We start from the raw sequence: 25,569 nt of genomic DNA, 5'->3' as shown, positions 1-25,569 counted from the left end.
CAATCTTGAAGGGGTCAGGGGTATGAACAAGTCAGCGTCCGCACAAGGTTTGGATGATCCGATCCTGCAATGGGTAACCTTCAAACTGGACAACGAGTCCTACGGCATTAACGTGATGCGCGTGCAGGAAGTGCTGCGCTACACCGAAATCGCCCCGGTACCGGGTGCGCCGAGCTACGTGCTGGGCATCATCAACCTGCGCGGCAACGTGGTGACGGTGATCGACACCCGCCAGCGTTTCGGCCTGGTACCGACCGAGGTCAACGACAACACGCGTATCGTCATCATCGAGGCCGACAAGCAAGTGGTCGGGATCATGGTCGACAGCGTGGCCGAAGTGGTCTACCTGCGCCAATCGGAAGTGGAAACTGCGCCGAACGTGGGTAACGAAGAGTCCGCCAAGTTCATCCAGGGCGTGTGCAACAAGAACGGCGAACTGCTGATTCTGGTTGAGCTGGACAAGATGATGAGCGAAGAAGAGTGGTCGGAACTGGAGAGTATCTGATTGTTCCTTGAGGCTGCGGTGATCGTCCTGGCCCTGTTGTGGGCCGGGACGTTGGCATTTCTGCTGCGCCATGTGAGCCAGCAGCGCGAACTGTTGTTGCAACAGGCCGAGCGTGATGCGGTGCGTGACCGCCGCATCCTGGAGTTGGTCAAGCGGGTCGATCATTACCAGCAGAGTGCGGTGAGGGTGGGGGATGAGGTGCACGAATTGCGCGCCATTCTTGCGCCGTTGCCGGACAAGCTGGCGCAGATCGAGCAACGCGACCCTTCGAGCCTTTCGTTTGCCCAGGCGGCGAAGCTGGTGGGCATGGGGGCTACGGTGGATGAATTGACGCAGTCTTGCGGCTTGACCCAGGCTGAGGCGCAGTTGATGAGCAAGCTGCACAAGAGCTGATGTCTGGTCGTACCGCCATCAACTTGCAGGGGGCTGAGCCCTTCTACAACAAAACAGTACAAAAACGAATTGTTGGCAAATTCGCTGAGATACCCTAAAAGCCTTGAAGTAGAGCCTTCAAGAAAAAAATGAAGGTGTCCAGGGCGGTCTTTTTTTGCGAAATGTGTCACAGGGCCATACACCCTGATGGCACTTTTATGTCTTTGTGGTGACCAACCTGCGCATGTAGGAAGTTTCACTCACAAGGATGCGAAATGTCTTTCGACGCTTTACCTAGAACAAAACCCTCTGTTTTGCTGCAGTCTTGCGTCGCCACCTGCTCCCTTGTCGGTTTGCTTGCCAGTGCAGCGACACTGGCCGCTGAGCCTCAAGCGCCCGCCCAGCAATTGCTCCTGCAACAACAACGTGAACGTGCCCAGCGCGAGCAGTTGGAACCGTCCCCCGACGTCCGTCTCGAAACTCCGCAAGACAGCTCCGGCACTCTGCGTCTGCCGCGCAATGAAACGCCGTGCTTCAAGATCGACCGTGTGGTCCTTGGCGGCGACCAGTCCGAAGATTTCCAGTGGGCCTTGCGTGCCGCCAACCCGAGCGACGATCCGGTGCAGGGGCAATGCGTCGGCTCCGCCGGGATCAACCTGACGATGAAGCGCATCCAGAACGCGATCATCGCCAAGGGCTTCATCACCACTCGCGTCCTCGCCCAGCCCCAGGACTTGAACCAGGGCACGCTGGCGCTGGTGCTGGTGCCCGGACGCATCAAGCACATCCGTTTTGCACAGGGCACCTCCACGCGCGCCAACTATTGGAACGCCATGCCCGCGTCGCCTGGCGATGTGCTCAACCTGCGCGACATCGAACAGGCGCTGGAAAACTTCAAACGCGTGCCCACCGCCGAAGCCGATGTGCAGATCACGCCAGCCGAGGGCGCGGATGCACAGCCGGGGGAGAGTGATGTCGTGATTGCCTGGAAGCAGGCGATTCCAGTACGCGTGAGCCTGTCGGTGGATGACTCCGGCAGCAAGCAGACCGGCAAGTATCAGGGCAACGTCGCTCTGTCGCTGGATAACCTGGCGACCCTCAATGACCTGTTCTACATCAGTTTCAACCACGACCTGGGCGGCGGTCAGAGCGGTGACCGTGGTTCGAAAGGCCACACCGTGCACTACTCGGTGCCCTACGACTATTGGCAACTGAGCCTGACGTCCAGCGAGTATGACTACCACCAGACGATTGCCGGGGTGAACCAGGCCTATTCCTACAGTGGCCGCAGCCGGACCAACGAGGTGCAGCTGTCACGGGTGATCTACCGCGACGCGGTGCGCAAGACCACTGTGTCGGTTGGTGGCTGGAGTCGTACGTCCAGCAACTACATCGAAGACACCGAAATCGAACTGCAACGTCGCCGCATGGCCGGTTGGCAGGCCGGGATCAATCACCGTGAATTCATCGGCGCCAACACCCTCGACCTCGGTGTCGGTTATCGCCGTGGCACCGGTGCCCGTGATGCGCTGCGTGCGCCTGAAGAGGAAAACGGCGAAGGCACCTCGCGTTCGCAGATCATCACCGCCAACGCGCAATTGCAGGTGCCGTTCACCCTGTCGGATCAACGTCTGCGTTACGTCGCTGGCTGGCGCGGGCAGTGGAACCGTACACCGTTGATCCCCCAGGACCGCTTTTCAATTGGCGGGCGCTACACCGTGCGCGGCTTCGACGGCGAGCAGATCCTGTCGGCCGAACGCGGCTGGACGTTCAGCAACGACCTGGGCCTGAGCCTGGCCAACACCGGCCAGGAACTGTACCTGGGCGTGGATTACGGCGAAGTCGGCGGGCATTCCACCCAGTACCTTTCGGGCCGGCGCCTGGCTGGTGCGGTGGTGGGCCTGCGCGGGGGCTACAAACAATTTTCCTATGACATTTACACCGGCAAACCCCTGGAAAAACCCAAGGGCTTCCAGACCGCCGACGTGACCAGTGGCTTCAGCGCCAACTGGTCGTTTTGAAGGAGCCCAGCATGCATCACGACACCTTGGAGGTGCTTGCTCCCGAGCGCGCCGACAGCGCCATCGACGAAGCCCAGGTGCTGGGCTCGGCGGTGTGGCTGTGGATGCACTCGGCGGCCCATCGCGATGCGCCGTTGCACAGCCTGTCGACCTTGTTGTTGCCGGCGATCAAGCGGCGCCAGTTCATCTTGATCAGTGAAGCCGGGCAGCCGGTGTTTTTCATGTCGTGGTTGAACCTCAGTGCCGAGGCCGAGGCGCGCTATCTGCGCGAACCTGCGGTGTGCCTGCCGGCGGCGGACTGGGACAGTGGCGACCGCCTGTGGATCAACGACTGGGTCGCGCCGTTTGGTCACACCCGGCGCGTCAGCAGTTTGCTGCGCCGTCGCCTGTGGCCTGGAAGGATCTTCCGTGCGCTGTACCACAAGGGCGAAGAACGCGGTTTGCGCGTCATCGATTTCCAGGGCATCGCCGTGCTCGACCTGGAGGCGCAAGCCTGGTTTGCCAGCCACCCGTTACCTCTTCACGCGCTCTGATCAGCCACCGCGCAAGGGATTTGCATGAATAAGCAGCTATATCGAATTGTGTTTAACAAGGCTCGCGGCCTGTTGATGGTCGTGGCGGAAAACGTCAAGAGTGCCAGCAAGGCACCCGGCACCACGGGTAGCGTTGGCCGGGCCGGCGGTGCCGTGGCCACACTCACGCCCTTGCGCTTTGCGCTGATGGTGGGCATGGGCTGGGTTGCGCTGGTCATGCCGGCCCAGGCCCAGGTTGTGGCTGACGGTTCGGCCCCCGCAGGCCAACGCCCGAGCATCGGCGCGGCGGGCAACGGGGCGCCTGTGGTCAACATCACCACGCCAAGCGGGGCAGGCGTATCGCGCAACACTTACCAGCAGTTCGACGTCGACAAGCGCGGCGTGATCCTCAATAACGCCGTCACCAACAGCCAGACCCAACTGGGCGGCTGGGTCGAAGGCAACCGCGCGCTGGCCAACGGCAGCGCACGGGTGATTCTCAACGAGGTCAATTCGAGCAACCCCAGCCAGTTGCGCGGTTTTGTCGAAGTGGCGGGTTCCAAGGCCCAGGTAGTGATTGCCAACCCCTCCGGAATCGCCTGCGATGGCTGCGGTTTTATCAACGCTGACCGCGCGACGCTGACTACCGGGCGGGCGCAGTTCGAGAACGGTTTGATTACCGGCTATCAAGTCTCTGGGGGAAAGGTCAGCATCGGCGGCGCGGGCCTTGACGCCACTCGCGCCGACTACACCGAGATCATCGCGCGCACGGTCGAAGTGAACGCGGGCATCTGGTCCAAAGACTTGACTATCAAGACCGGCGCAGCAGGCCAGAACCCGGCCGACGCCCCCGCCGTGGCCATCGACGTGGCACAGTTGGGGGGCATGTACGCCGGCAAGATCACCCTGGTAGGCACCGGCGCTGGTGTCGGTGTACGCAATGCCGGACAGATTGGTTCCAGTGCCGGTGAAGTGGTCATCGGCAGCGATGGGCGTATCGAGAACCAGGGCCAGATCAGCAGCGCCACGCACCTGACCGCTCAGGCCGACAAAGGCATCGATAACAACGGCACGCTGTTCGCCCAGGGTAACCTGGCCTTGGAGACGGCGGGCAATATCGACAACAAGGGCATCGTGTCTGCCCAGGGCGATACCCGCCTGAGCGCCAAAGGCGCGAATTCGGCGATTCGCAGCGATGCCGGCTCTGCACTCGCCGCAGGTGTAGACAGCACGGGTAAATTGGGCAGCAGCGGTTCGCTGACCCTGACGGCGGCCGGCACCCTCACGGCCAAGGGCCAGAACCTGGCGGCGCAAACCATGAAGGCCACTGCCGCCCAGGTCGACCTGAGTGACAGCCAGACATCGGCTGGCACGGTCGAACTGAACAGCACCGCTGGCCATCTGGACCTGCGCCGCAGCCACGTCACCGCCGCTCAATCGCTGACGGCCAATGCCAGTCAAACCTTGTTCAGCGATGCTGCACAGGTGGGCGCGGCGCAAATCGGCATCGTCGCCATGGATATGTCCAACGTCGCCGGTAAGTGGGTGCAGACCGGCAAGGCGGGCATGCGGGTGACCCTCGCGCGCAATCTGGACAACCATGGCGGCATCCTGTCCAGCGGTGGTCGCCTTGATGTGAGCGCCAAGACCCTGGGCAACGCGGATGGCCTGGTGCAGTCCGGTGATGGCGGTGACCTGTACATAACGGCACAGGATGCGCTGGATAACAGCAACGGCAAGCTGGTGACCGCCGCGAATCTATCCCTCAACGGCGGCAACCTCGATAACCAGCGCGGGCAGGTCACGGCGGGCGCTGTGCTGGATATCAACGCCGCACAATTGAACAACGCCAAGGGCACCGTCGCCGCCGTCCAAACCCTGACAGTCAGGGCCAACAGCCTGTTGAACCAGGGCGGCACCCTGGGCTCGGTGGCGGGCGACCTGATCCTCGACAGCGATGCTGCCGTGCTCGATAACCGTGGCGGCCGCCTTGAGGCCGCCAAAGCCTTGACCCTCAACGCACAAGGTTTGAACAACACAGGCGGCGTCATCACGGGGGCCCAACTGCTGCTGGATACGCAAGGCCAGCGACTGGACAACGCCCAGGGCACCCTCGACGCCAGCGATACGCTGACACTCGATAGTGGTGTACTGAACAACGACGGCGGCATCGTGCAAGCCAAGTCGAACCTGTGGGTGGATACCCATGGCCAGCAACTCAGCAACCGCAATTCCGGTAGCACCGGCGGCATTCTTGGGCAGCGTGACGTCACGGTGCGTACCGGCCAGTTGATCAATGACCAAGGGTTTATCGGTAGCGCCGGCAGTCTGGCTGTTGACGCCGGACAGGTGAGCAACCAGTCGGGTCTGTTGCGTGCCGATGGTCATCTGTTGCTGACTGCCGCCAGTGCGGATAACCGTTCGACCCAGGGCGCCAACCAGGGCATCAAGGGCCTGGGCGTCGAGATGAACGTCGATACCCTCGATAACCGAGGCGGCTCGCTGGTTGCCGATGCGGCGTTGAGCATCACGGGCAGCGGTGCGCTGGATAACGACCAGGGCATTATCTCGGCCGGCAGCGTGCTGAGCGTGACTGACCGCGACCTTGCGCAGAAGCGCCAGGCCTTGAATAACGGCACGGGCACGCTGATTGCGGGCCAGTCGCTGCAGGTCGACAGCGCCAGCTACAGTGGCAGCGGTAAAGCCCTGAGCCTGAGAGACCTGGCGTTCAAGCTGAGCCATGATTTCGTCAACACCGGCCTGTTCCAGGCCAATGGCAACCTGTCTGTAGAAACGGCTGGGCTTTTGACCAACCAGGGTAGTTTCCAGGCGGGCGATGGGTTGCTGCTCAACGCCAGCGCACTCGACAACACCGCCAGCGGTTCGATCAGTGCCCGCCGGGTCCGGGTCAATGCGCTCAATCAACTCGACAACCGTGGCCTGATCGACGGCGAGGCCACGCGCCTGAGCGCCGCGAACCTGAACAACCTCGGCACGGGGCGTATATACGGTGATCACTTGTCGATTGCCGCCACCAACGTCATGAACAGCGTGGAAGGTTCGACGGCAGCCACCATCGCCGCGCGCAACCGCCTGGATATCGCCAGCCAGACTCTCGATAACCGTGAGCACGGCTTGATCTTCAGTGCCGGCGACCTGGTGATCGGTAGCACACTGGATGTCGATGACCACGCCACCGGCCAGGCCCAGGCGCTGAGCAATGCCAGCGCCACGATTGAAGCGCTGGGCAGCCTGAGTGCCAATGCCCGGCTCATCAGCAACACCAATGAACATTTCGCCACCGAGCGGGTACTCGTCTCCAATGAGGCACTGCAGGAATACCAACTGTCGGGCTCGACCAACCGCTATACGCCTTCGCAGATCTCGACCTACAAGGATGAGGTGCAGTACCTGGTGACCCCGGAGGGGCGCAAGGATCGTTGGAACTTCTATAACTACGACCGCGCGGTGACCGAGACCCGGATCGTCAGTTCCGACCCTGGGCAAATGCTCGCGGGTGGCGCCATCAACCTGACTGCCGACCACCTGCTCAACGACAAAAGCCGGATCATCGCCGGCCAGGCCCTGACGGCCAGTGTGGGCCGTGTGGACAACACCGAAGTGACCGGCGAACGGATTACCACCGACAGTGGTACCCTGACCAACTTCTATCGCATCCAACGCAAGGGGCGTGATCGCCAGGGGACCAGCGTCACGGCTTATAAGCCTGCGCCCTTGATCGAGCAGATCGCCCTCAGACCGACGGTATTTACCGAATACGCGACCATCAATGGCAGCGGCACACAGGTGGGTGCGCGGGTAATGGCCAACGTCGGCGATACCACCCGCGGTACCGGTGAGCTTGCCGGTGCGGGCAGAACCCACACCGTCAGCCCGATCAGCCAGGTGCAGGCATTGACCCAACAGAACGGTGCAGGCGCGGTGGAGCAGATCCGTACCGGCGGGTTCAACCCCGACCTGCCGGACAGCAGCCTGTTCCGCACCAACCCCAACAGTACGGCTGGCTATCTGGTGGAGACGGATCCGCGTTTTACCAATTACGGTCGGTGGTTGTCGTCGGACTATATGCTCGACCGCCTGAACCTCGATCCGGCCGCCACCCAGCAACGGTTGGGCGACGGCTTCTACGAGCAGAAGCTGATCCGCGAACAAGTCGCGCAACTCACGGGGCGCCGGTTTGTCGATGGTTACGCCAGCGACGAAGCGCAATATCGCGGCATGATCGACAACGCCGTCACCCTGGCCGAGCAGTGGAAACTGATCCCGGGCGTGGCGCTGACCGCCGGGCAAATGGCGCAGTTGACCAGCGACATCGTGTGGCTGGTGTCCAGGGACGTCACCCTGGCCAGCGGCGAAGTGCGCCAGGTGCTTGTGCCGCAAGTGTATGTGCGGGTTCGCGAAGGCGATGTGGACGGCTCGGGCGCGTTGATGGCCGGGCGCACCTTGAATCTGGATGTGCGCGGTGACCTGGTCAACTCGGGCAGCCTGGCCGGGCGCGACGGTGTGACCATCAGCGTGCAGAACCTCAACAATCTCGGCGGCCGCATCCAGGGCAACGAGGTGTCGCTCAATGCCAGCCAGGACCTGAACAACATCGGCGGCCTGATCAGCGCCAACAGTCGCCTGGCGTTGAGCGCCGGCAATGACATCAACGTGCGCTCGATCACCACCGACAGCGCCAGCGAGCAGGGCACCCGCACCGCGTTGTCGCGGGTGGCCGGGCTGTACGTGTCGGCCCCGGCGGCGAACCTGATTGCCACGGCGGGCAATGACATCAACCTGCAAGCGGCTCAGGTCAGCAACACCGGCGTGGGCGGCAAGACCGCGCTGGTGGCGGGCAACGACGTCACCTTGAGCACCGTGAAAGAGTCCTACACCCAGGCCAACCAGTGGGACGGCGACAACTGGCGCAAGGAAGCCGGGCGCAATGAGGTCGGCAGTTCGGTGCAGGCCAACGGCGATATCCGCCTGGGCGCCGGGCGTGACGTGCAGGCACGCGGTGCGCTGGTCAACAGTGACGCGGGCGCGGTGTCGGTCAGCGCGGTGCGCGACATCAACGTCGAGGCCGGCGAGCGCTTCAACAGTGCGGACGAGGCGCACAAGGTCAAGGGCAGCAACGGCCTGTTCTCCAGCAAGACCACCACCACCCGCGATACGGTCGCCCAGACCACCGCGCAAGGCTCGACCTTCAGCGGCGAGCAAGCGGTGGTGCAGGCGGGCAACAACATCACCCTCACCGGCAGCAACGTGGTCTCGACCTCGGGCACGGCGCTGGTGGCGGGCAATGACATCAAGGTATTGGCGGGTACCGAGACGCTCGACGAGAAACACACCAAGGACGTGAAGACCAGCGGCATGTTCAGCGGCGGCGCGATTGCCGTCACCATCGGCTCGCAGCAGCAGACCAACAAGGACAGCAGCCAGCAGACCACGGCCGCCGCCAGCAACGTCGGGTCCACCGACGGCAATGTGCTGATCAGCGCGGGCGGCGAATACCGCCAGGTTGGCAGCAATGTGAGTGCGCCCAAGGGTGATGTGTCGATTGACGCATCCGAGGTCAATATCCTCGAAGCGCGCAACCTCGCCGCGCAGCAGCAGGAGCAGCGCTTCAAGCAGACCGGCGTGAGCCTGACCCTGACCAACCCGGTCGTGAACGCGGTGCAAACCGGCCAGCGCATGAACAAGGCCGCCGAGCGCACCGACGACAAGCGCATGAAAACCCTCGCCGCGCTGAACACCGCGTGGGCCGCCAGCGAAGCGCATACCCAGGTGATGGCCGACCCGGCAGCGGCGGGCGGGATCAACTTGAGCATCGCCCTGGGCATGAACAAGAGCGAGAACAAAAGCGAGCAGACTTCCAACACAGCGGCCGGCTCGACGGTGGCGGCGGGGCACGATGTGTCGATTGTGGCTACCGGCGGCAAGCGCAACAACGACCTGACCGTGCAGGGCAGCCAGATCACTGCCGGCAACGATGCGTTGCTCAAGGCCGACGGCAATATCCTGTTGGCGGGTGCGCAGAACACCATCGAGCAGCACAGCACCAATAAGAGCGTGAACGGCAGCCTGGGGATTGGTATCTCTTTCGGCAGCGAGAAAAACGGCCTGAGTTTCAACGCTTCAGCCTCCCAGAGCCGCGGCAATGCCGATGGCAACGACCTGGTGTGGAGCAACACCCACGTGACAGCAGGCAACCAGGCCAGCCTGATCTCCGGCAAGGACACCACCCTGCGCGGAGCGGTGGTCTCGGCCGACAAGGTCAAGGCCGATGTCGGCGGCGACCTGAACATCGAGAGCCTGCAAGACACCAGCACATTTGCCTCCAAACAGAAGAGCATGAGTGCCGGCATCAGCATCTGCATCCCGCCGGTGTGCGCGGGTGCGGCGACGGCCAGCTTCAGCTCCAGCAATACCCAGCAGAAGTCCAACTTCGCCAGCGTCATCGAGCAATCGGGCATCCGCGCCGGCGACGGTGGTTTCGACCTCAACGTGCGTGGCAACACCGACCTCAAGGGCGGCGTGATCGCCAGTTCCGACAAGGCCATTACCGACGGCAAGAACAACCTGACCACCGGCACATTGACCGTGGCCGACATCCATAACGTGTCCGAAGCCAGCGTCAAGACTTCCGGGGTGGAACTCAATTCGGACATGCTCGACGGCAAGCTCGGCACGGCCAAGGCGCTGCTCGCCAACAGCCTCGCCAACGGCTCGGACTCCGATTCCGACTCCAGCGACACCCGCAGCGCGATCAGCGCTGGCACCCTGGTCATCACCAATGCCGAGCGCCAGCGCGTGGTGGCGGGCATGAGCGTCGACCAGACGATTGCCAACCTCAACCGCAATACCGAGGCTGCCCATGCTGCCGTGGAGCGCCTGGACGTGGCGGAGATGGGGCGCAAGGTCGAGGCAGAGCAGGAGATCAAGCGTGAGTTCTACAACCAGGTGTCGCTGCTGGCGGATGAGGCGTATCGCAAGATCTTTATCGAGAAGGCGCGGGTGTATGAGGTCTTGAAGGACGAGAATGGCAAGGCACTGCTGCTCGATGGCAAGAAGGTTCAGTACCGCGAGTTGAGCGACGAAGAAAAGCAGCACCTCAAGCCTGGCCCGGACGGCAAGGTACATATCGCCAACAACGGCATTTTCAACGACGCCGACGGTGCCGCCAAATATGCCGAGCAACACAGTTCGGCCGACACTGGGCCGCAGTATCTGATCCATTTCGAGAAGGCCAACAACTTCACGTCGGAGTTGATGATCGCGGCGTATCAGAAGAACCTGGAAAACGATTTCTGGGGCCTGTCCAACGCGACGGTGCAGACCAAGGAATACATGGTCCAGTTCGGTCAGAGCGGGTTGCATATCGACGGGCATAGCCGTGGCACCATGACCACGGGCAATGCCATGGAGTCGTTGGTACGTGATCAAGCGAACGTTGGGCTGTTGGGTGATACATCGATGAACTTCTTCGGGGCGGCGTATGGGGTGAAAAAGGCCGATACGCTATTGGGGATATTGCAGGACCGTACAAAAATCACCTCGGCGGAACAGCGCGACGGGTTGATCTTGCAGTATCAGAACCATGATTTCGACCCCGTTGCCCGCACACCGGGCGTAGGGTTCAACCCGGGGACTGGCGGCAACATTCCCGATGGCAGTAATCGCTTGTGGGAGTGGTTGAAGGTATTTGGTGCTGAGAACACCGTGCATAACTGCTACGCCAATGGCGGAGAAGCGTGCCGCAAATACTGGAGCCACTCCCCCACGGGCAAGCCAGAGTTCGTCAAGGTCCCGCAATCATGAGGAATCCGAATATGTTCAAGATTACCGTTATGTTGAGTCTGTGCCTTTTGGCACTCGGCGCGTGTACGCCCTTCCAGCCTCCGCCTGGGTCCTACACCCAATGGAAAAAGAAGGGAGTCTCCCAGCAGGGCGTCGACGAAGCAATGCGTGCTTGCGGGTACACCAACCTTGATGGTGTGGGAGACAAGTCGCCAATTGATGTGGTGCTGACGCGCTTCTACTGCATGAAGGATGCAGGTTTTACCCGCAAGGACAATCTGGACCTGTGCAAGGAAGGCCGCATCGGCGAATCGCCGGTGTGCGAAGGCCGCCGCTAATCCATCACTAAAAGGAACCAAGGAATGATCGATCTACGCAAAGGACTGTACGGCGCCGCATTGGTGCTGGCGGCAACCACCCTGGGCGGTTGCGCCTCGTCGGCCGCCGTCACTGGCGAGCCGGGGGTGAATATGGGCGACAGCTACCAGCAGGTGCTCGCCGTGGTCAGCCGCAACAACACTGTGACCAAGCAGGTCGATGGCCAGGGCTTTCGCGCCGAGGGTTATTCGGCGATGTTCAAGGACTGCCGCGTCAAGTACTTCCTGTTCCAGGACGCTGATGGCTTGCAGCGCGTGAGCTACGAGCCGGCGCCGCACCTGTCGGTCAAGCAGAATTGCCGCCAGCCGTAAACACCCCCGATGCGAAAGGATGGCTGATGAAAAGGTTAATGGTGATACCTGTTGTGTTGCTGGCCCTGGGCGGTTGCGGCCAGGTGGCGAACATCCGTTCGCTGTCCACCGGCTACGTGCCGCCGCAAAGCGGTGAGACCGCCCGGGTGCGTGTCGTCACCGACGGCCTGGTACGCGCGGTGCCGGGGCGTGACTGCCTGGACTGGAACGTGCCGGGCGCCGGGGTGATGGCCTCGGTGAAAGCCGGTTTCCCCGATCACAACGGCGAAAATCTCGGCATGCCCGGGCCGATCTACTCGTGGGCCGGGGCGGTTACGTCCGAATTGGTGGTGCCAGCGGGCAAACCGATCGCGTTCCATTACCTGGGGCGGTTGCAATACTCCCGCCAGTGCGCCAAGACCATGACTTTTGTGCCCAAGCCCGGGCGCGACTACATGGTGCAGGCGTCGATGTCGGCGGATTGTTCGTTCCTGCTCGACGAGTTGCCGGCGGACGGCAGGCAATGGGTGCGGATCGAGCCGACGCCGGTGGGCAAAGTCTCGATGTGCAACGCGATGGACAATTTCTAGGGCGGCCAATTAATTTACGTTGCCCATGGCTTTTTTTCGGTTGCCAAAGGTCCACATCCTTCATGCACCTTTGAATCCAGGAGTAAGCCCGCTATGACCAGCCCCAAGGCACTGTTGATCCTCCACGGCAAGCAAGCCCTCAACGAGGACGTGCGCGCTGCCGTGAAGGCCCGGCGCGAGCAGGGTGGGGAGTTGGCAGTACGGGTCACCTGGGAAGGCGGCGACGCCCAGCGCCTGGTCAACGAAGCCCTGGCTGACGGCTACACCCACATTATCGCCGGTGGCGGCGATGGCACCCTGCGCGATGTAGCCGAAGCCATGGCCCAGGCCAAGACCGACGCCAGCCTGGTGCTGATGCCCCTGGGCACCGCCAACGATTTCGCCAAGGCTGCCGGCGTGCCGTTGGAGCCTGACCAGGCCCTGGCGCTGCTGGACGTGCCACCCAGGGCCATAGACCTGGGCCAGGTCGGTGGGCAGATCTTCCTCAATATGGCCACCGGCGGTTTCGGCAGCCAGGTCACCGCCAACACCTCCGAAGATTTGAAAAAAGTCCTGGGTGGCGCCGCCTACCTGTTCACCGGTTTGACGCGGTTCAGCGAGTTGAAGGCTGCCTACGCCGAGCTGGATGGCCCTGATTTTCATTGGAAAGGCGAGTTGCTCGCGCTGGGCATTGGCAACGGTCGCCAGGCAGGCGGTGGGCATGAGCTATGCCCAGGCGCCATGGCCGACGATGGCCTGCTGGACGTCAGCATCCTGCCGGCGCCCCAGGAAGTGGTTGGCACCTTGCGAGAGTTGATGAACAACGGCTGGGGCCTGGACACCATGTTCGTCCGGGCGCGCCTGCCGTGGGTGAACATCAAGGTTGCACAGGGCCTGTATATCAACCTGGATGGCGAGCCGCTGCAGGGCGATGACCTGCACTTCCAGGCCTTGCCCAAGGCCTTGCGCGTGCACTTGCCGGTGGGGTCGCCGCTAGTCGTCCAGGCTGATGATCTGCTCGCGCACCGCGAATAGCACCAGGCCGGCCACGTCGAAAATCTGCAGGCGCTTCATGATTTGCGAGCGGTGGGCTTCCACGGTCTTGATGCTCAGGCCCAGGCCGTGGGCGATTTCCCGGGTGGACTTGCCGCGCACGATCAGGCGCAGGATTTCCAACTGCCGCGCCGTGAGGTTGTGGCTGTGGCCGGCGGGAGTGGTGGGCCCCTGGCTGCGCACCAGCGCCTGGTTGATCACGGTGTGGGCGATCGCCGGGCTCAGGTAGCGCTCGTTGTTGCGCAAGGCCAGCAGCGCGTGTTCCAACTCGTTGGCGGTGGTGTCCTTGAGCAGGTAGCCATGGGCGCCGGACTCCAGCGCGCACATGATCAGTTCCGGGTCGGTGTGCATCGACAGGATCAGCACTTTGCTCTTGGGGTAGGCGCGCTTGAGCTGCTGCAAGGCGTCCAGGCCGCCGGTGTGCTTCATCGACAGGTCCAGCAGCACGATATCCGGCAGCAGGGCGCTGAACTGCTCCAGCAACTGCTCGCCATCGCTGGCTTCGCCGATCACCGTGTAGCCGGGAATGTCCTGGACCAGCGCGCGTACGCCGGCCCGGATCAGTGCATGGTCATCCACCAGGAGTAATTTGCAGCTCACTCGAGAACCTTAGGGGAACTGGCCCGTTCGAGGGCGCGGGGCGCCCAGGGGAAAAGCGCTTCGATCCGTGTCCCTTTGCCTGGCTGGCTGCTGACGGACAACGTACCGCCAAGCTGATCTATCCGCTCGGACATGCCGGCCATGCCCCGTTGGCCTTCCAGGCCGGGATTGACGGCCGGTGAAAAACCCTGGCCGTCATCGCGGATAGTCAGCGACAGGCCTTCGGGCAAACGTTGCAGGCGTACCAGCAGGTTCTGCGCCTGGGCGTGGCGCAGCATGTTGGTCACCGCTTCCTGGGTGATGCGGAAGGCCGCCACCGCCATTTCTTCCGGGATTCCGGTCAGCCGTTGCTGGCATTCCAGGCTCCAGTGAATCGGCGTGTTTTCCAGGGTCTTGAGCAGGTGCGCGCGCAGGCTGGCTTCCAGGCCCAGGCTGGCCAGCTGACGAGGGTTGAGGATGGCGGAAACGTCACGCACCTTGGCCAGGGTTTCGTTCAGGGTGTTGCACAGCACCGTGCATTGGCTTTGCAGGTCGTCGGGCAGGCGACGCTTGAGCCATTCGCTTTGCAGCTTGGCCGCGGTGAGCAGTTGGCCGATATCGTCGTGCAGTTCACGGCTGAGGCGATGGCGTTCGTTTTCCTGTACCTGCAACAGGCGATCGGCCAGTTCCTGGGGCTGGAACTTGATGGACTTGCGTGAACGCCATTGTTGCAGGCCGACCACTACGAGAGTGGCCAGGTTAAGCACAATCACCAGCAACGGCAGCGGTTCTGAACTGGCATAGGTCCACAGGCTCAGCAGCAGCGAGCCAAGGCACAGGGCGAGGATCAAGCGGCGTGCATTGCTGCGGGACGCGGACCTTGCGATGAGTGTCTTGAGGCTGGCGTACATAGCGGATGGAGCCAATGAGGGTGCGCTGCGGGAAGCCCGGTCACTGGGGCTGACGGGGCTCTGTTTGGGATGCGTTATCGAATCGTTTTTATGCATGATGAAGTTGAGTCACTTCGAGCGGGGCATAGTACCACCACTATTACCGTTGGTCGCCTGGTGCCGTGCCTTACCGGATTATTGACCGCGCAAATACTCCGGGCGGTATTCCCAGAGTTCATGAAGTGGGGAGTTATATTATTTCTGTTTGGTTGTATCGTTATTACCGTTAATAGCTAATTGATATCTTCGTGTGCGCGGTTCAATTCCAGCCAATTAATAGCCGTGTCGTTTTTGGATAACTTCAGGTTCGAATACGACTTGGTATCCGTTCAAGAGGCGTGGTGTACACGCTGCTGCGGTTTATAAGTGAAATCCTTCTGCGGGATCTGAAGCGTGACGGTTGCAATCAATGTCGCCTGCTCACTCTCGTCCATACTCAGTTCGCCGGTGCGCACATCGATCAATTCCAGTTGCCACGCGAGCAACGTCAGGCACGCGTGCAGTGCATCCAACGCCTGGTCATGCAGTTGCATCGGGCTTGCCGCATTGGCGATCACGTACTGGATATGCCGGGAGAATTCGCTGATCACCTGCAGGGCCAGGCTGTCGGCCTTTTCGGCGAGTGTGGCCAGGCTAGCCTTCATGCAGTCGATGGCATCGCTGTCGTCACGAATCAGATGCAGATGGTTTAGGCACTCTTGCGACTTGGCCAGCAGCGTTTCTGCTTCAAGCAGGAACTCGGGAAGTGTGGTCTGCCATTCATTTGCGCTGTTCATCATACAAGTCTCCACAACATGAGGTCGGGTGATGAGATGTCGCACCGGGTGAATGGCTTAAAAATAGCGCCGAAATATGACTGGGACCTGTAGGTGGCTTCTGAGTTTTTAGTAGGACGTTTATTAGAGTGACGGCAACGGCTGTGCGCTGCCCTCATGAGCGGGGTCAATTGCGTACCTTCGATTGCCGACATCTGTATGTCTGGAAGGCCCGTGGGCCGAGGGCTTGGGATGGCAAACAAAAGCCTGACTCCATTCATGCATTGAGAATGGCGTCACATTAATGGCTATTAGATATTGCGAATATCAGGTTGGGCCTGATTGCGTGTAGGGGAATCCCTTACATAGCGGAACCTTGCGTCGAATTGAATGTCGCGCAACGTCGCTTTATTGCCATACGGAGAGGCCAGCGCAGTAAAGCATGATGTCAGTGTGACATCAATGGATTTACGTGGCATTTTACAGGGGTCAAGGTCTGGCACTCGCCGCCGATAACCCACGTTATGTGAACCGCACAAATTCCTTAGCGCATCAGGAGCTTTTAATGGCCGGCATTCTCGACACGGTAGATCAACGCACGCAACTGGTGGGTGAGAATCGCCTGGAGATCCTCATGTTTCGCCTGGCGGGGCGCCAACTGTTCGCGATCAACGTGTTCAAGGTGCAGGAAGTGCTGCAACTGCCCAAGTTGACCCTGATGCCCCAGCGCCACCCGTTTGTATGCGGCGTGGTCAATCTGCGTGGCCAGACCCTGCCGGTGATCGACCTGTCCCAGGCCATCGGCATGCGCCCGCTGGTGCCGGGCCCCAACAGCACCATCATCGTCACTGAGTACAACCGCTCGGTGCAGGCCTTCCTGGTGGGCGGTGTGGACCGCATCGTCAACATGAACTGGGAGGCCATCCTGCCGCCACCGACCAGTGCCGGGCGCCAGCATTACCTCACCGCCATCAGCAAGGTCGACGACCAGTTGGTGGAAATCATCGATGTGGAAAAAGTCCTGGCCGAGATCGTGCCGTACAACGCCAAGGTTTCCCGCGAGAAACTCGAAGACCCGGTGCTGGAGCGTGCCCGTGGCCGCGAAGTGCTGCTGGTGGATGATTCCAACGTAGCCCTGTCTCAACTGCGCGACACCCTCGGCCAGCTGGGTGTGAAGATGCACATCGCCAGTGACGGCCTCAAGGCCTTGAACATGCTCAAGGCCTGGGCCGACGCTGGCCATGTGATGACCGACAAGTTGCTGATGATCTTTACCGACGCCGAAATGCCCGAGATGGACGGTTATCGTCTCACCACCGAGATCCGCAATGACCCGCGTCTGCGCAGTCTTTACGTGGTATTGCACACCTCGCTGTCGGGCAGCTTCAACGAGTCGATGGTGAAGAAGGTCGGCTGCGACAATTTCCTGTCCAAGTTCCAGCCCGACAAGCTGGTGGACGTGGTCCGTCAGCGTCTGATGCTGGACGAAGTGCCTGCTTGACCTTAGGGTTATGGCTTTGCCCCTCAGGAATGCAGGCCCATGCTTCGTCTCAGCGCGTTGTACCGTTACCCTTTGAAGTCCGGCAAGGCCGAGATATTGCAGCAGGTCGGCCTGGATAAGCTCGGGGTGGACGGGGATCGACGCTGGATGCTGGTGGATGAAGCCAGTGGGCGCTTCCTCACGCAACGCGCCGTGGCCAGGATGAGCCAATTGTCGGCATTGTGGAACAGCAAAGGCGGGCTCACCTTGAGTTCGCCCGGTTACCCGCCGCTGGATGTCGCACTGCCGGGCGGTAATGCCGAGTTGCGCGGTGTGACCATCTGGCGCGACACCCTGCGGGTGCCGGACGCGGGCGACGCGGCAGCGGCCTGGGTCAGTGACTTTATCGGCAAGCCGACGCGGCTGGTGCAGATCCCCCTCGAACGCGCCCGCACCACCGAAGCCGGTTATGGCAGGGACGATGATCAGGTCGCATTTGCCGATGGCTACCCGCTGCTGGTGATCGGCCAGGCTTCGCTGGACGACCTTTCGCAACGCATCGGCCGGCCTATGGAGATGCTGCGGTTTCGCCCCAACCTGGTGATCGAAGGCAGCGCCGCCTTCGCCGAAGATAACTGGAAGCGCCTGCGCATCGGCGATGTGGAATTCCGTGCGGTCAAGCCCTGCTCGCGCTGCATCCTCACCACCATCGACCCGCAGACCGGCGAACGCAGTGCCGACCGTGAACCCTTCGCGACGCTGGAGACCTATCGCAAGACTGAAAATGGCGCGATTTTCGGCCAGAACCTGGTCAACGATGGCATTGGCCGCCTGGAAGTCGGGATGCCGGTGACCATTCTCGAATAGTGTTCGACGCGAATAAAAATGCCCGTCTCTCAGGAAACGGGCATTTTTTGTTTCCGGGAAACCCTTAGCCGCGGTATTCGCACAGGTAAGCGGTGTCCACGGCGACCTTGAGTTGGAACTTGCTGTTGGCCGGCACGTTGAACTGGCTGCCGGCGGCGAAGGTTTCCCAGTCGCTGGCGTCAGGCAGCTTGACGGTCAGGGCGCCGGACACCACGTGCATGATTTCACGCTGGGCGGTGCCGAATTCGTATTCGCCCGGGGCCATGACGCCGATGGTCGCCGGACCTTCTGCGGTGCCGAAGGCGATCGACTTGACGGTGCCGTCGAAGTACTCGTTGACTTTGAACATGGGCGATTCCTCGGAAAAGGGTCTGGAAAGGTCGGCCAGTATGCCCAAGGGCAGGGAAGCTGCCTAGACCGGCAGAATCAGTGGCAGCAGGCGCGCGGTGTTGCGTGCATCTTCCAGCGCCCGATGCTGCTGTCCATGGAACTGCATCCCCGCCAATTGCAGGGCACCGTTGAGCCCCAGGGGCTTGTCCAGGCGCCGGGCCTTGGCGAAGCGCTGCTTGAGGTTCACATGGGGCGTGGTGGCGAGTGCGCTGGCCAGGCCATGGCGCTGCCATTCCAGCTCCAGCTGCCTGCGATCGTAATCGCCCCAACTGGCCCAGCCTTCCAGGCGCGCCTGGTGTTGGCCCAGCCAGCGCTCGAACAGCGGCCATACGTCGGTGATCGGCACCGCGCCGTCGATGTTGGCCTGGGTGATGTGGGTCAACTGACGGCAAAAAGGCGTCAGCAAGGGACGGCGCAGCGGCCGCACAAAACGCTGGAAGTGATCCAGCTCGCGGCCCTGGCGGTTGACCAGGCTTGCGCCGATCTCGATGACTTCCATCTCCGTCACGGGCCAGCCGCCTTCATCCGTTGTGGCTTCAAGGTCAATAATCAGCCAATGGGGCATCGCGCAGGTTCCCGTACTCTTCCCTTTCTGTTGGGGATAGAGCGTAGCCCGGCCCTGTAGTTCCGCCTAGGGGCTAGACGATCTCGAGTAACACCTGACGATTGTGCACCTGGTCACCGGCGCTCACCTGCACGCCTTTGATCACACCGTCGATGCCGGCGGTCAGCGGATGCTCCATTTTCATGGCTTCGAGCACCAGCAGCAGTTGGCCCTTGGTGACGCTGTCACCGGTGCTGACCCGCACATCGACGATGGCACCGTCCATCGGCGCCTTCACCGTGCCGCTGCTGGCATCGGCCTGGCGGCTGGCCACTTGCTGCGTGCGGTTGGTCACGCACAGGCCGGGCATCCATAGTTGGTCGCCGTCGAGGTGATAGGCCATGCGCCGGCGGATGCCGTTGAGCACCAGGGTGGCGTGGCGGCCGTCGGCGCAGAGCAGCAGGGGGGCGGTGCTGACGGTGTGGATTTCGCCATTGACCTCAAGCCGATAGGTGCAAGGGCTACTCGCGGTGTTGCGCCAGCCCGACAAACCGTGGGGATGTTGCTCGGCACCGTGGGTGTAGAACAGCGCAGCGGCCAGGGCTAGCTGTTCGCTCGATACAGGCTGGCGTGGGATCTCGCTGAAGTGCTCGGCGATAAACCCGGTGCTGAAATCGCCGTTGATAAACGCCGGATGCTTGAGTAAATCAGCCAACAGTTGCTGATTGGTGGCGACGCCCAGCAACAGCGTGTCTTCCACCGCCCGCAGCAGTTTGCGCCGCGCCTCTTCGCGGGTGGCGCCGTGGGCGATGAGTTTGCCCAGCATTGGGTCGTAGAACGGGCTGATACGTTGACCTTGTATCACGCCATGGTCGATGCGCACGCCGGTCGCCGGTTCCCAGCGCAGCACCTCGCCGGTTTGCGGCAGGAAACCCTGGGCCGGGTCTTCGGCGTACAGGCGCACTTCCATGGCATGGCCGCTCAGGGTCACGTCCGCCTGGGTCAGCGGCAGCGCCTGCCCGGCGGCGATCTGCAGTTGCCAATCCACCAGATCGAGGCCGGTGATCAGCTCGGTGACCGGGTGTTCCACCTGCAGGCGGGTGTTCATTTCCAGAAAGTAGAACCGGCCATTGCGGTCGAGCAGGAACTCTACGGTACCGGCGCCCACGTAATTCACCGCACGCCCGGCCTTCAATGCGGCTTCGCCCATGGCCTGGCGCAACTCGGGCGTCATGATGGGGCAGGGGGCTTCCTCGATGACTTTCTGGTGGCGGCGCTGGACCGAGCAGTCGCGTTCGCCGAGGTAGATCAAGTGGCCGTGGCTGTCGCCGAACAACTGGATCTCGACGTGGCGCGGCTCGATCAGCGCTTGCTCAAGAATCAGTTCATCGCTGCCAAAGGCATTTTTGGCTTCCGAGCGGGCGGTGTGCAGGTTGTCCAGCAGGGCTTCGGGTTGGTGCACCAGGCGCATGCCGCGACCGCCGCCGCCGGCGCTGGCCTTGATCATCAATGGGTAGCCGATGCGTTCAGCTTCCTGTTGCAGCGTGTTGTCGTCCTGGGCACTGCCCTGATAGCCGGCAATGCACGGCACGCCGGCGTCGAGCATGGCGAGTTTGGACAGGCGTTTGCTGCCCATCAGTTCGATGGCCTCGACGCTGGGCCCGATGAAGGTCAGGCCGGCGTGTTGGCAGGCGCGGGCGAAGCCGGGGTTTTCCGAGAGGAAACCGTAGCCGGGGTGGATCGCATCGGCGCCGGTGAGTCTGGCGGCGGCGAGGATCGCCTCGATATTGAGGTACGACTGTTGTACCGGGGCGGGGCCGATATTGACGGCTTCGTCGGCCATCTGCACATGCAGGGCCTGGGCGTCGGCATCGCTGTAGACGGCGACGGTGCGGTAGCCCAGGGCTTGGGCGGTGCGCTGGAGGCGGCAGGCGATTTCGCCGCGGTTGGCGATCAGGATTTTGTTGAAGGCGGGCATGGGTTTATCCCTTGGCTGATGGGGTGTTTGATCGGACCTCATCGGGGGCAAGCCCCCTCCCACAGTGTGGGAGAGGGCTTGCCCCCGATGGCGTTATTTGCACCACCGAGGCTTTCTTTTCTGCACAAACGCCTGCGTTCCTTCAAGCCCTTCGTCACTGCGCACCGCTTCGGCAAACCACTGCGCGCCCCGATCCAGCACCGCCTCCAGCGGCTCATCCACACTGGCCAGCAACAGCGCTTTAGTCCGCCCATTCGCCGCCGGCGCGCACGTGAGCACCTGCCCCAGCACCTCATCCAACCGCTGCGCCAACGCCTGCGGGTCGCGCTCGGTAAAGTGCACCACCCCCAGCCGCTCAGCCTCAAGCCCGTCAAACCGTGCCGCTGTCAGCGCCAGCCGCCGCGCCTGGGTCAGCCCGATGCGCTTGACCACGAACGGCGCAATCTGCGCGGGCAGCAAGCCCAGGCTGGTCTCCGGCAAGCCGAATTGCGCCTGGTGATCGGCGATGGCGATATCGCTCACGCACGCCAACCCAAATCCACCGCCCAGCACCGCGCCTTGCAGCACCACGATCACCACTTGCGACAGCGCTTGCACTTCCTGCAGCAAGGTGCCAAATGCGCGGTTCAGCGCCTGCAGTTGATGGCCTGCGGTGACCAGGTCCTTCACATCCGCCCCGGCGCAGAAATGTCCGCCCGCGCCGATGATCACTACCGCGCGCGTCTGGATGTCCAACTGCGATAGCACCGTGCGCAATTCATTGACCATTTCCAGGCTCATCGCATTGCGGCAGTCGGGCCGGTTGAGGGTGATGTGCAGCACGCCGTTGTGGGGTTCGAGCAACAAGGTGTTCATGGCTGTTTCCCCGGCAAGGTGCCCATCAACTTGCAGATGATGCCCAGCATGATTTCGTCGGCGCCGCCGCCGATCGACACCAGCCGCACGTCGCGATAGGCGCGGGCCACGGGGTTGTCCCACATGAAGCCCATGCCGCCCCAGTATTGCAGGCAACTGTCGCTGACTTCGCGGCCCAGGCGCCCGGCCTTGAGCTTGGCCATGGACGCCAGGCGGGTCACGTCCTGGCCTCTGATGTACTGCTCGGTGGCCTGGTAGACCAGCGCGCGCAGGCATTCGATTTCGGTGGCGAGCTCAGCGAGGCGAAAGTGGATGACCTGGTTGTCGATCAGCGCCTTGCCGAAGGTCTGGCGCTGCTTGCAGTACTCGATGGTGCTGTCGATGCAATGCTCCAGGCCCTTGATCATATTGGCCGCGCCAAACAGGCGTTCTTCCTGGAACTGCAGCATCTGCATCATGAACCCCGCACCTTCGTGGCCGATGCGGTTGCGTTGCGGCACGCGCACGCCGTCGAAGAACACCTGGGCGGTCTCGGAGCTGTGCATGCCGAGCTTTTCCAGGGGCGGGCTGACGCTGATGCCGGGGGTGTTCATCGGCACCATGATCAGCGACTTGTTGATGTGCGGCTTGTCGTCGGAGGTATTGGCCAGCAGGCAAATGAAGTCGGCGCTGGGTGAGTTGGTGATCCACATCTTGCTGCCGTTGATCACGTAGTCGTCGCCGTCCTTGCGCGCATGGGTCTTCAACCCGGCCACATCGGAGCCGGCGCCGGTTTCCGAGACGCCGATGCAGCCGACCTGCTCGCCGCTGATGGCCGGGCGCAGGAATTCGTCGCGCAGTTCATCGCTGCCGAAGCGGGCAAGGGCGGGGGTGCACATATCGGTCTGCACGCCGATAGACATGGGGATACCGCCGCAACGGATGGTGCCGAACTCCTCGGCGGCGACAATGGAATAGCTATAGTCCAGGCCCATGCCGCCGAATTTCTCCGGCTTGGAAATGCCCAGCAGGCCGAGGTCGCCGGCCTTGCGGAAAATGTCGTGGATGGGAAAGCGCCCGGCCTTTTCCCATTCGTCCACATGGGGGTTGATCTCGCGGTCGACGAAGGCGCGGACGGTGCGGCGCAGTTCCTGGTGTTCCTGGGTGAAGATCATTTTTATTGTTCTCCTGATTAGAAACGCGCCACACCAAAGGTGTTGGGCTGCAATGGCCGCACCTCAGCCTCATGACAGATATCCAGCAGAAAACCGAGCAAGGTCCGTGTATCCCGAGGGTCAATCAGCCCGTCATCCCACAGGTTCGCGCTGCCGTAGAGCGCGGTGGACTGGCTGTCGAGCTTCTGTGCGGTGACCTGTTCCAGCATGTCCAGCACCTTGGGATCCGGCAGCAGGCCATCCTTCATTTGCTTGGCCTCAGTGACAATTCGCAGGACTTTGCCCGCCTGGGCACCGCCCATCACTGCCGTGCGGCTGTTGGGCCAGGCGAAGATAAAGCGCGGGTCCAGGCCACGGCCGCACATCGCGTAGTTGCCCGCGCCGTAGGAGCCGCCGACCACAATGGTCAGTTTAGGCACCCGCGCGTTGGCCACGGCCTGGATCATCTTCGCACCGTGCTTGATCACGCCTTGTTGTTCCGACTCGGTGCCCACCATGAAACCGGTGGTGTTGTGCAGGAACAGCAGCGGTGTGCGGCTCTGGTCGCACAGTTGGATAAATTGCGCGGCCTTGCTCGCGCCCTTCGGTGTAATAGGACCGTTGTTGCCGATCACGCCCACGGCGCGGCCCTGGATGTGCACGTGGCCGCAGACGGTGTGGGCGTCGAATTCGCCCTTGAAGTCGAGAAAGCGCGAGCCGTCGGCCAGTCGCGCGAGGATTTCACGGACGTCGTAGGGCTTTTTCGGGTCGTCCGGGATCAGGCCCAGCAGCTCTTCGATGGGGTACAGCGGTTCTGCGTAGGCACGTTTCGGCGCCTGTGGAAGGCGATCATTCCACGGCAACAGGCTGACGATTTCGCGCGCGATGCGCACGCCGTCCGCATCGTTTTCCGCCAGGTACTCGGCGGTGCCGGCGGTTTCTGCGTGCATCTGGGCACCGCCCAGTTCTTCATCGGTCGCCACTTCGCCGGTCGCGGCTTTAAGCAGCGGCGGGCCGGCGAGGAACAGTTTGGCCCGACCGCGCACCACCACCACGTAATCCGACAGCCCCGGCTGATAGGCGCCGCCGGCCGTGGCCGAGCCATGCACCACGGTGATCTGCGGCAGGCCCATGGCCGACATGCGCGCCTGGTTGGCGAAGCTGCGCGCACCTTCGACGAATATCTCGGCGGCATAGTTGAGGTTGGCGCCGCCGCTTTCGGCGAGGGTCACCACCGGCAGTTTGTTCTCCAGGGCGATCTGTTGCAGGCGCAGGGATTTCTTCAGGCCGGTGGGGGAAATGGTGCCGCCCTTGATCGCGCTGTTATTGGCCACCACCAGCACGCGCACGCCGCTGACGTAGCCGATGCCGGCGATCAACCCGCCTCCGGCGGCGCTGCCGTCCTTGTCGTCGTGCAGCTTGTAGCCGGCCAGGCTGGCCAGTTCCAGGAACGGCGCGCCGGGGTCCAGCAGTAGGTTGAGGCGCTCGCGGGGCAGCAGTTGGCCGCGCTTGTCGAACTTGGGCTTGGCGTCCTGTGCCTTGCTCAACAGGGTGTCTTCCAACTGCCGCAGCTGGGCGATGGCGGCCAACATGGCCTCGCGGTTTTGCGCGAATGGGGCGCTGTGGGCGTCGATCAGGGATTCAATCACCGGCATGGTCTATTGCCCCGCCTTGAGCACATCGGGCAGGTAGGCGCGGTGGAAGCCATTGAAGGGTTCGCTCGGCGCCTGCGCCTTGTGCAACGGCCAGGCACGACTGCCCAGGCTGGCGGCACCGTCGATACGCAGTGTGCTGCCGCTGATAAAGGCAGCGGCCGGGCTGAGCAGGAACACGATGGCCGCGCTGACTTCCGATTCGGTGCCGATACGCTTGAGCGGCACATGTTCGCGCAGCGTGGGAATCACCGCCTTGAACGCGCCTTCGTAGGTGTCCATGCCGCTGGAGGCGATCCAGCCCGGCGCCACGGCGTTGACCCGGACGCCGGCATAGCCCCACTCGAAGGCGGCGGTCTTGGTGAAGTTGTCCATGCCCGAACGTGCTGCCCCCGAGTGACCCATGCCGGGCATGCCGCCCCACATGTCGGCGAGCATGTTGACGATGGCGCCGCCGTGCTTGCTCATGGATTGGTTGAACACTTCCCGCGCCATCAGGAAACCGCCGACCAGGTTGGTGCGCAGTACGGTTTCGAAACCTTTCTGGTTGATTGCGGCCAGTGGTGAGGGGTACTGGCCGCCTGCATTGTTGACCAGGCCATGGATAGCGCCGTGGTCATTCAGGACCTGGCCGACCAGTGCCTTCACCGCCTCTTCATCGCGAATATCGCAGGCCTGCCAATGGGCGAGGCCACCGTCTTCAGCGATTTCCGCCGCGACGTTCTGCAGCTTGTCCGGCTTGCGTCCCACCAGGATCACCTGGGCACCCAGCGCCGCCAATTCATGGGCGGTGCAGCGGCCAATGCCACTGCCGCCGCCGGTGACCATCACGGTTTGCCCCTGGAACAGGTCGGCTTTGAAGATCGAGTCGAAGGCCACGGCA

The 25,569-nt window shown here is 62.4% G+C and carries 21 protein-coding genes; 11 read left to right on the top strand and 10 right to left on the bottom strand.

The features are described from left to right. Nucleotides 1-22: 22 nt before the first annotated feature. From LUU92_RS20460 to yegS, 9 genes are all read left to right on the top strand, one after another. Nucleotides 23-505: a chemotaxis protein CheW gene (locus LUU92_RS20460; protein WP_010564003.1), complete on the top strand. Its 483-nt coding sequence runs from the start codon at nt 23-25 to the stop codon at nt 503-505. Further along, the gene (locus LUU92_RS20455) at nt 506-898 is read left to right on the top strand and encodes a DUF2802 domain-containing protein (protein ID WP_071489809.1); all 393 of its coding nucleotides are present in this window, start codon (nt 506-508) and stop codon (nt 896-898) included. It begins immediately after the preceding gene. A gap of 254 nt (nt 899-1,152) precedes the next feature. Further along, complete coding sequence (locus tag LUU92_RS20450; protein WP_257102570.1) at nt 1,153-2,898, top strand: ShlB/FhaC/HecB family hemolysin secretion/activation protein; 1,746 nt, start codon at nt 1,153-1,155, stop codon at nt 2,896-2,898. A gap of 11 nt (nt 2,899-2,909) precedes the next feature. Continuing rightward, nucleotides 2,910-3,431 (top strand): toxin-activating lysine-acyltransferase, encoded by a 522-nt coding sequence (locus LUU92_RS20445; RefSeq protein ID WP_071489807.1) that lies wholly within the window; start codon nt 2,910-2,912, stop codon nt 3,429-3,431. Between the two features lie 24 nt (nt 3,432-3,455). Further along, a complete protein-coding gene (locus tag LUU92_RS20440; protein ID WP_257102569.1) occupies nt 3,456-11,234 on the top strand; it encodes a hemagglutinin repeat-containing protein in 7,779 nt (2,592 codons plus the stop codon). A gap of 11 nt (nt 11,235-11,245) precedes the next feature. Further along, the gene (locus LUU92_RS20435) at nt 11,246-11,551 is read left to right on the top strand and encodes a hypothetical protein (RefSeq protein WP_071489805.1); all 306 of its coding nucleotides are present in this window, start codon (nt 11,246-11,248) and stop codon (nt 11,549-11,551) included. Between the two features lie 24 nt (nt 11,552-11,575). Further along, nucleotides 11,576-11,902, top strand: a complete 327-nt coding sequence (locus LUU92_RS20430) for a hypothetical protein (protein ID WP_071489804.1) — start codon at nt 11,576-11,578, stop codon at nt 11,900-11,902. 26 nt (nt 11,903-11,928) lie between these two features. Further along, nucleotides 11,929-12,471 (top strand): hypothetical protein, encoded by a 543-nt coding sequence (locus LUU92_RS20425; RefSeq protein WP_071489803.1) that lies wholly within the window; start codon nt 11,929-11,931, stop codon nt 12,469-12,471. Between the two features lie 93 nt (nt 12,472-12,564). Further along, complete coding sequence (gene yegS, locus LUU92_RS20420) at nt 12,565-13,485, top strand: lipid kinase YegS (protein ID WP_071489802.1); 921 nt, start codon at nt 12,565-12,567, stop codon at nt 13,483-13,485. Here yegS and LUU92_RS20415 read toward each other — a convergent pair. From LUU92_RS20415 to LUU92_RS20405, 3 genes are all read right to left on the bottom strand, one after another. Beyond that, a complete protein-coding gene (locus LUU92_RS20415) occupies nt 13,444-14,103 on the bottom strand; it encodes a response regulator transcription factor (RefSeq protein ID WP_071489801.1) in 660 nt (219 codons plus the stop codon). The genes yegS and LUU92_RS20415 overlap by 42 nt on opposite strands. Next, complete coding sequence (locus LUU92_RS20410) at nt 14,100-14,993, bottom strand: sensor histidine kinase (RefSeq protein ID WP_257103873.1); 894 nt, start codon at nt 14,991-14,993, stop codon at nt 14,100-14,102. The genes LUU92_RS20415 and LUU92_RS20410 overlap by 4 nt, the downstream gene beginning before the upstream one ends. Before the next feature lie 368 nt (nt 14,994-15,361). Further along, the gene (locus LUU92_RS20405) at nt 15,362-15,811 is read right to left on the bottom strand and encodes a hypothetical protein (RefSeq protein WP_173668591.1); all 450 of its coding nucleotides are present in this window, start codon (nt 15,809-15,811) and stop codon (nt 15,362-15,364) included. 541 nt (nt 15,812-16,352) lie between these two features. On the opposite strand from LUU92_RS20405, the gene LUU92_RS20400 reads away from it, so the two are divergent. Together LUU92_RS20400 and LUU92_RS20395 are read left to right on the top strand one after the other, a co-directional pair. Beyond that, a complete protein-coding gene (locus tag LUU92_RS20400; protein ID WP_092243082.1) occupies nt 16,353-17,288 on the top strand; it encodes a chemotaxis protein CheV in 936 nt (311 codons plus the stop codon). A gap of 39 nt (nt 17,289-17,327) precedes the next feature. Beyond that, nucleotides 17,328-18,134 (top strand): MOSC domain-containing protein, encoded by an 807-nt coding sequence (locus tag LUU92_RS20395; protein ID WP_071489798.1) that lies wholly within the window; start codon nt 17,328-17,330, stop codon nt 18,132-18,134. A 64-nt stretch (nt 18,135-18,198) separates the two neighbouring features. Here the strand turns inward: LUU92_RS20395 and ppnP are convergent, their stop codons facing one another. The 7 genes from ppnP to LUU92_RS20360 form a co-directional block, all read right to left on the bottom strand. Next, nucleotides 18,199-18,483 (bottom strand): pyrimidine/purine nucleoside phosphorylase, encoded by a 285-nt coding sequence (ppnP, locus tag LUU92_RS20390; protein WP_058424671.1) that lies wholly within the window; start codon nt 18,481-18,483, stop codon nt 18,199-18,201. 63 nt (nt 18,484-18,546) lie between these two features. Next, entirely contained in the window at nt 18,547-19,089 is a 543-nt protein-coding gene (locus tag LUU92_RS20385; protein ID WP_071489797.1) for a 3'-5' exonuclease, read from the bottom strand. Nucleotides 19,090-19,162: 73 nt separating this feature from the next. Next, the gene (locus tag LUU92_RS20380) at nt 19,163-21,046 is read right to left on the bottom strand and encodes an acetyl-CoA carboxylase biotin carboxylase subunit (protein WP_257102568.1); all 1,884 of its coding nucleotides are present in this window, start codon (nt 21,044-21,046) and stop codon (nt 19,163-19,165) included. A 93-nt stretch (nt 21,047-21,139) separates the two neighbouring features. After that, nucleotides 21,140-21,901 (bottom strand): enoyl-CoA hydratase/isomerase family protein, encoded by a 762-nt coding sequence (locus LUU92_RS20375; RefSeq protein WP_257102567.1) that lies wholly within the window; start codon nt 21,899-21,901, stop codon nt 21,140-21,142. Next, nucleotides 21,898-23,055, bottom strand: coding sequence for a citronellyl-CoA dehydrogenase (gene atuD / locus LUU92_RS20370; protein WP_257102566.1), 1,158 nt, complete (start codon nt 23,053-23,055; stop codon nt 21,898-21,900). Before atuD ends, LUU92_RS20375 begins: the two co-directional genes overlap by 4 nt. Nucleotides 23,056-23,072: 17 nt before the next feature. After that, a complete protein-coding gene (gene atuC, locus LUU92_RS20365) occupies nt 23,073-24,689 on the bottom strand; it encodes a geranyl-CoA carboxylase subunit beta (protein ID WP_257102565.1) in 1,617 nt (538 codons plus the stop codon). A gap of 3 nt (nt 24,690-24,692) precedes the next feature. Then, complete coding sequence (locus LUU92_RS20360; protein ID WP_071489792.1) at nt 24,693-25,565, bottom strand: SDR family oxidoreductase; 873 nt, start codon at nt 25,563-25,565, stop codon at nt 24,693-24,695. Between the last annotated feature and the right edge of the window lie 4 nt (nt 25,566-25,569).

This window comes from Pseudomonas extremorientalis, from assembly GCF_024584605.1.
GTDB lineage: Bacteria > Pseudomonadota > Gammaproteobacteria > Pseudomonadales > Pseudomonadaceae > Aquipseudomonas > Aquipseudomonas extremorientalis.
The sequence above is the reverse complement of the archived record's forward strand: the minus strand, read 5'-3'. Positions and strand labels throughout refer to the sequence as shown.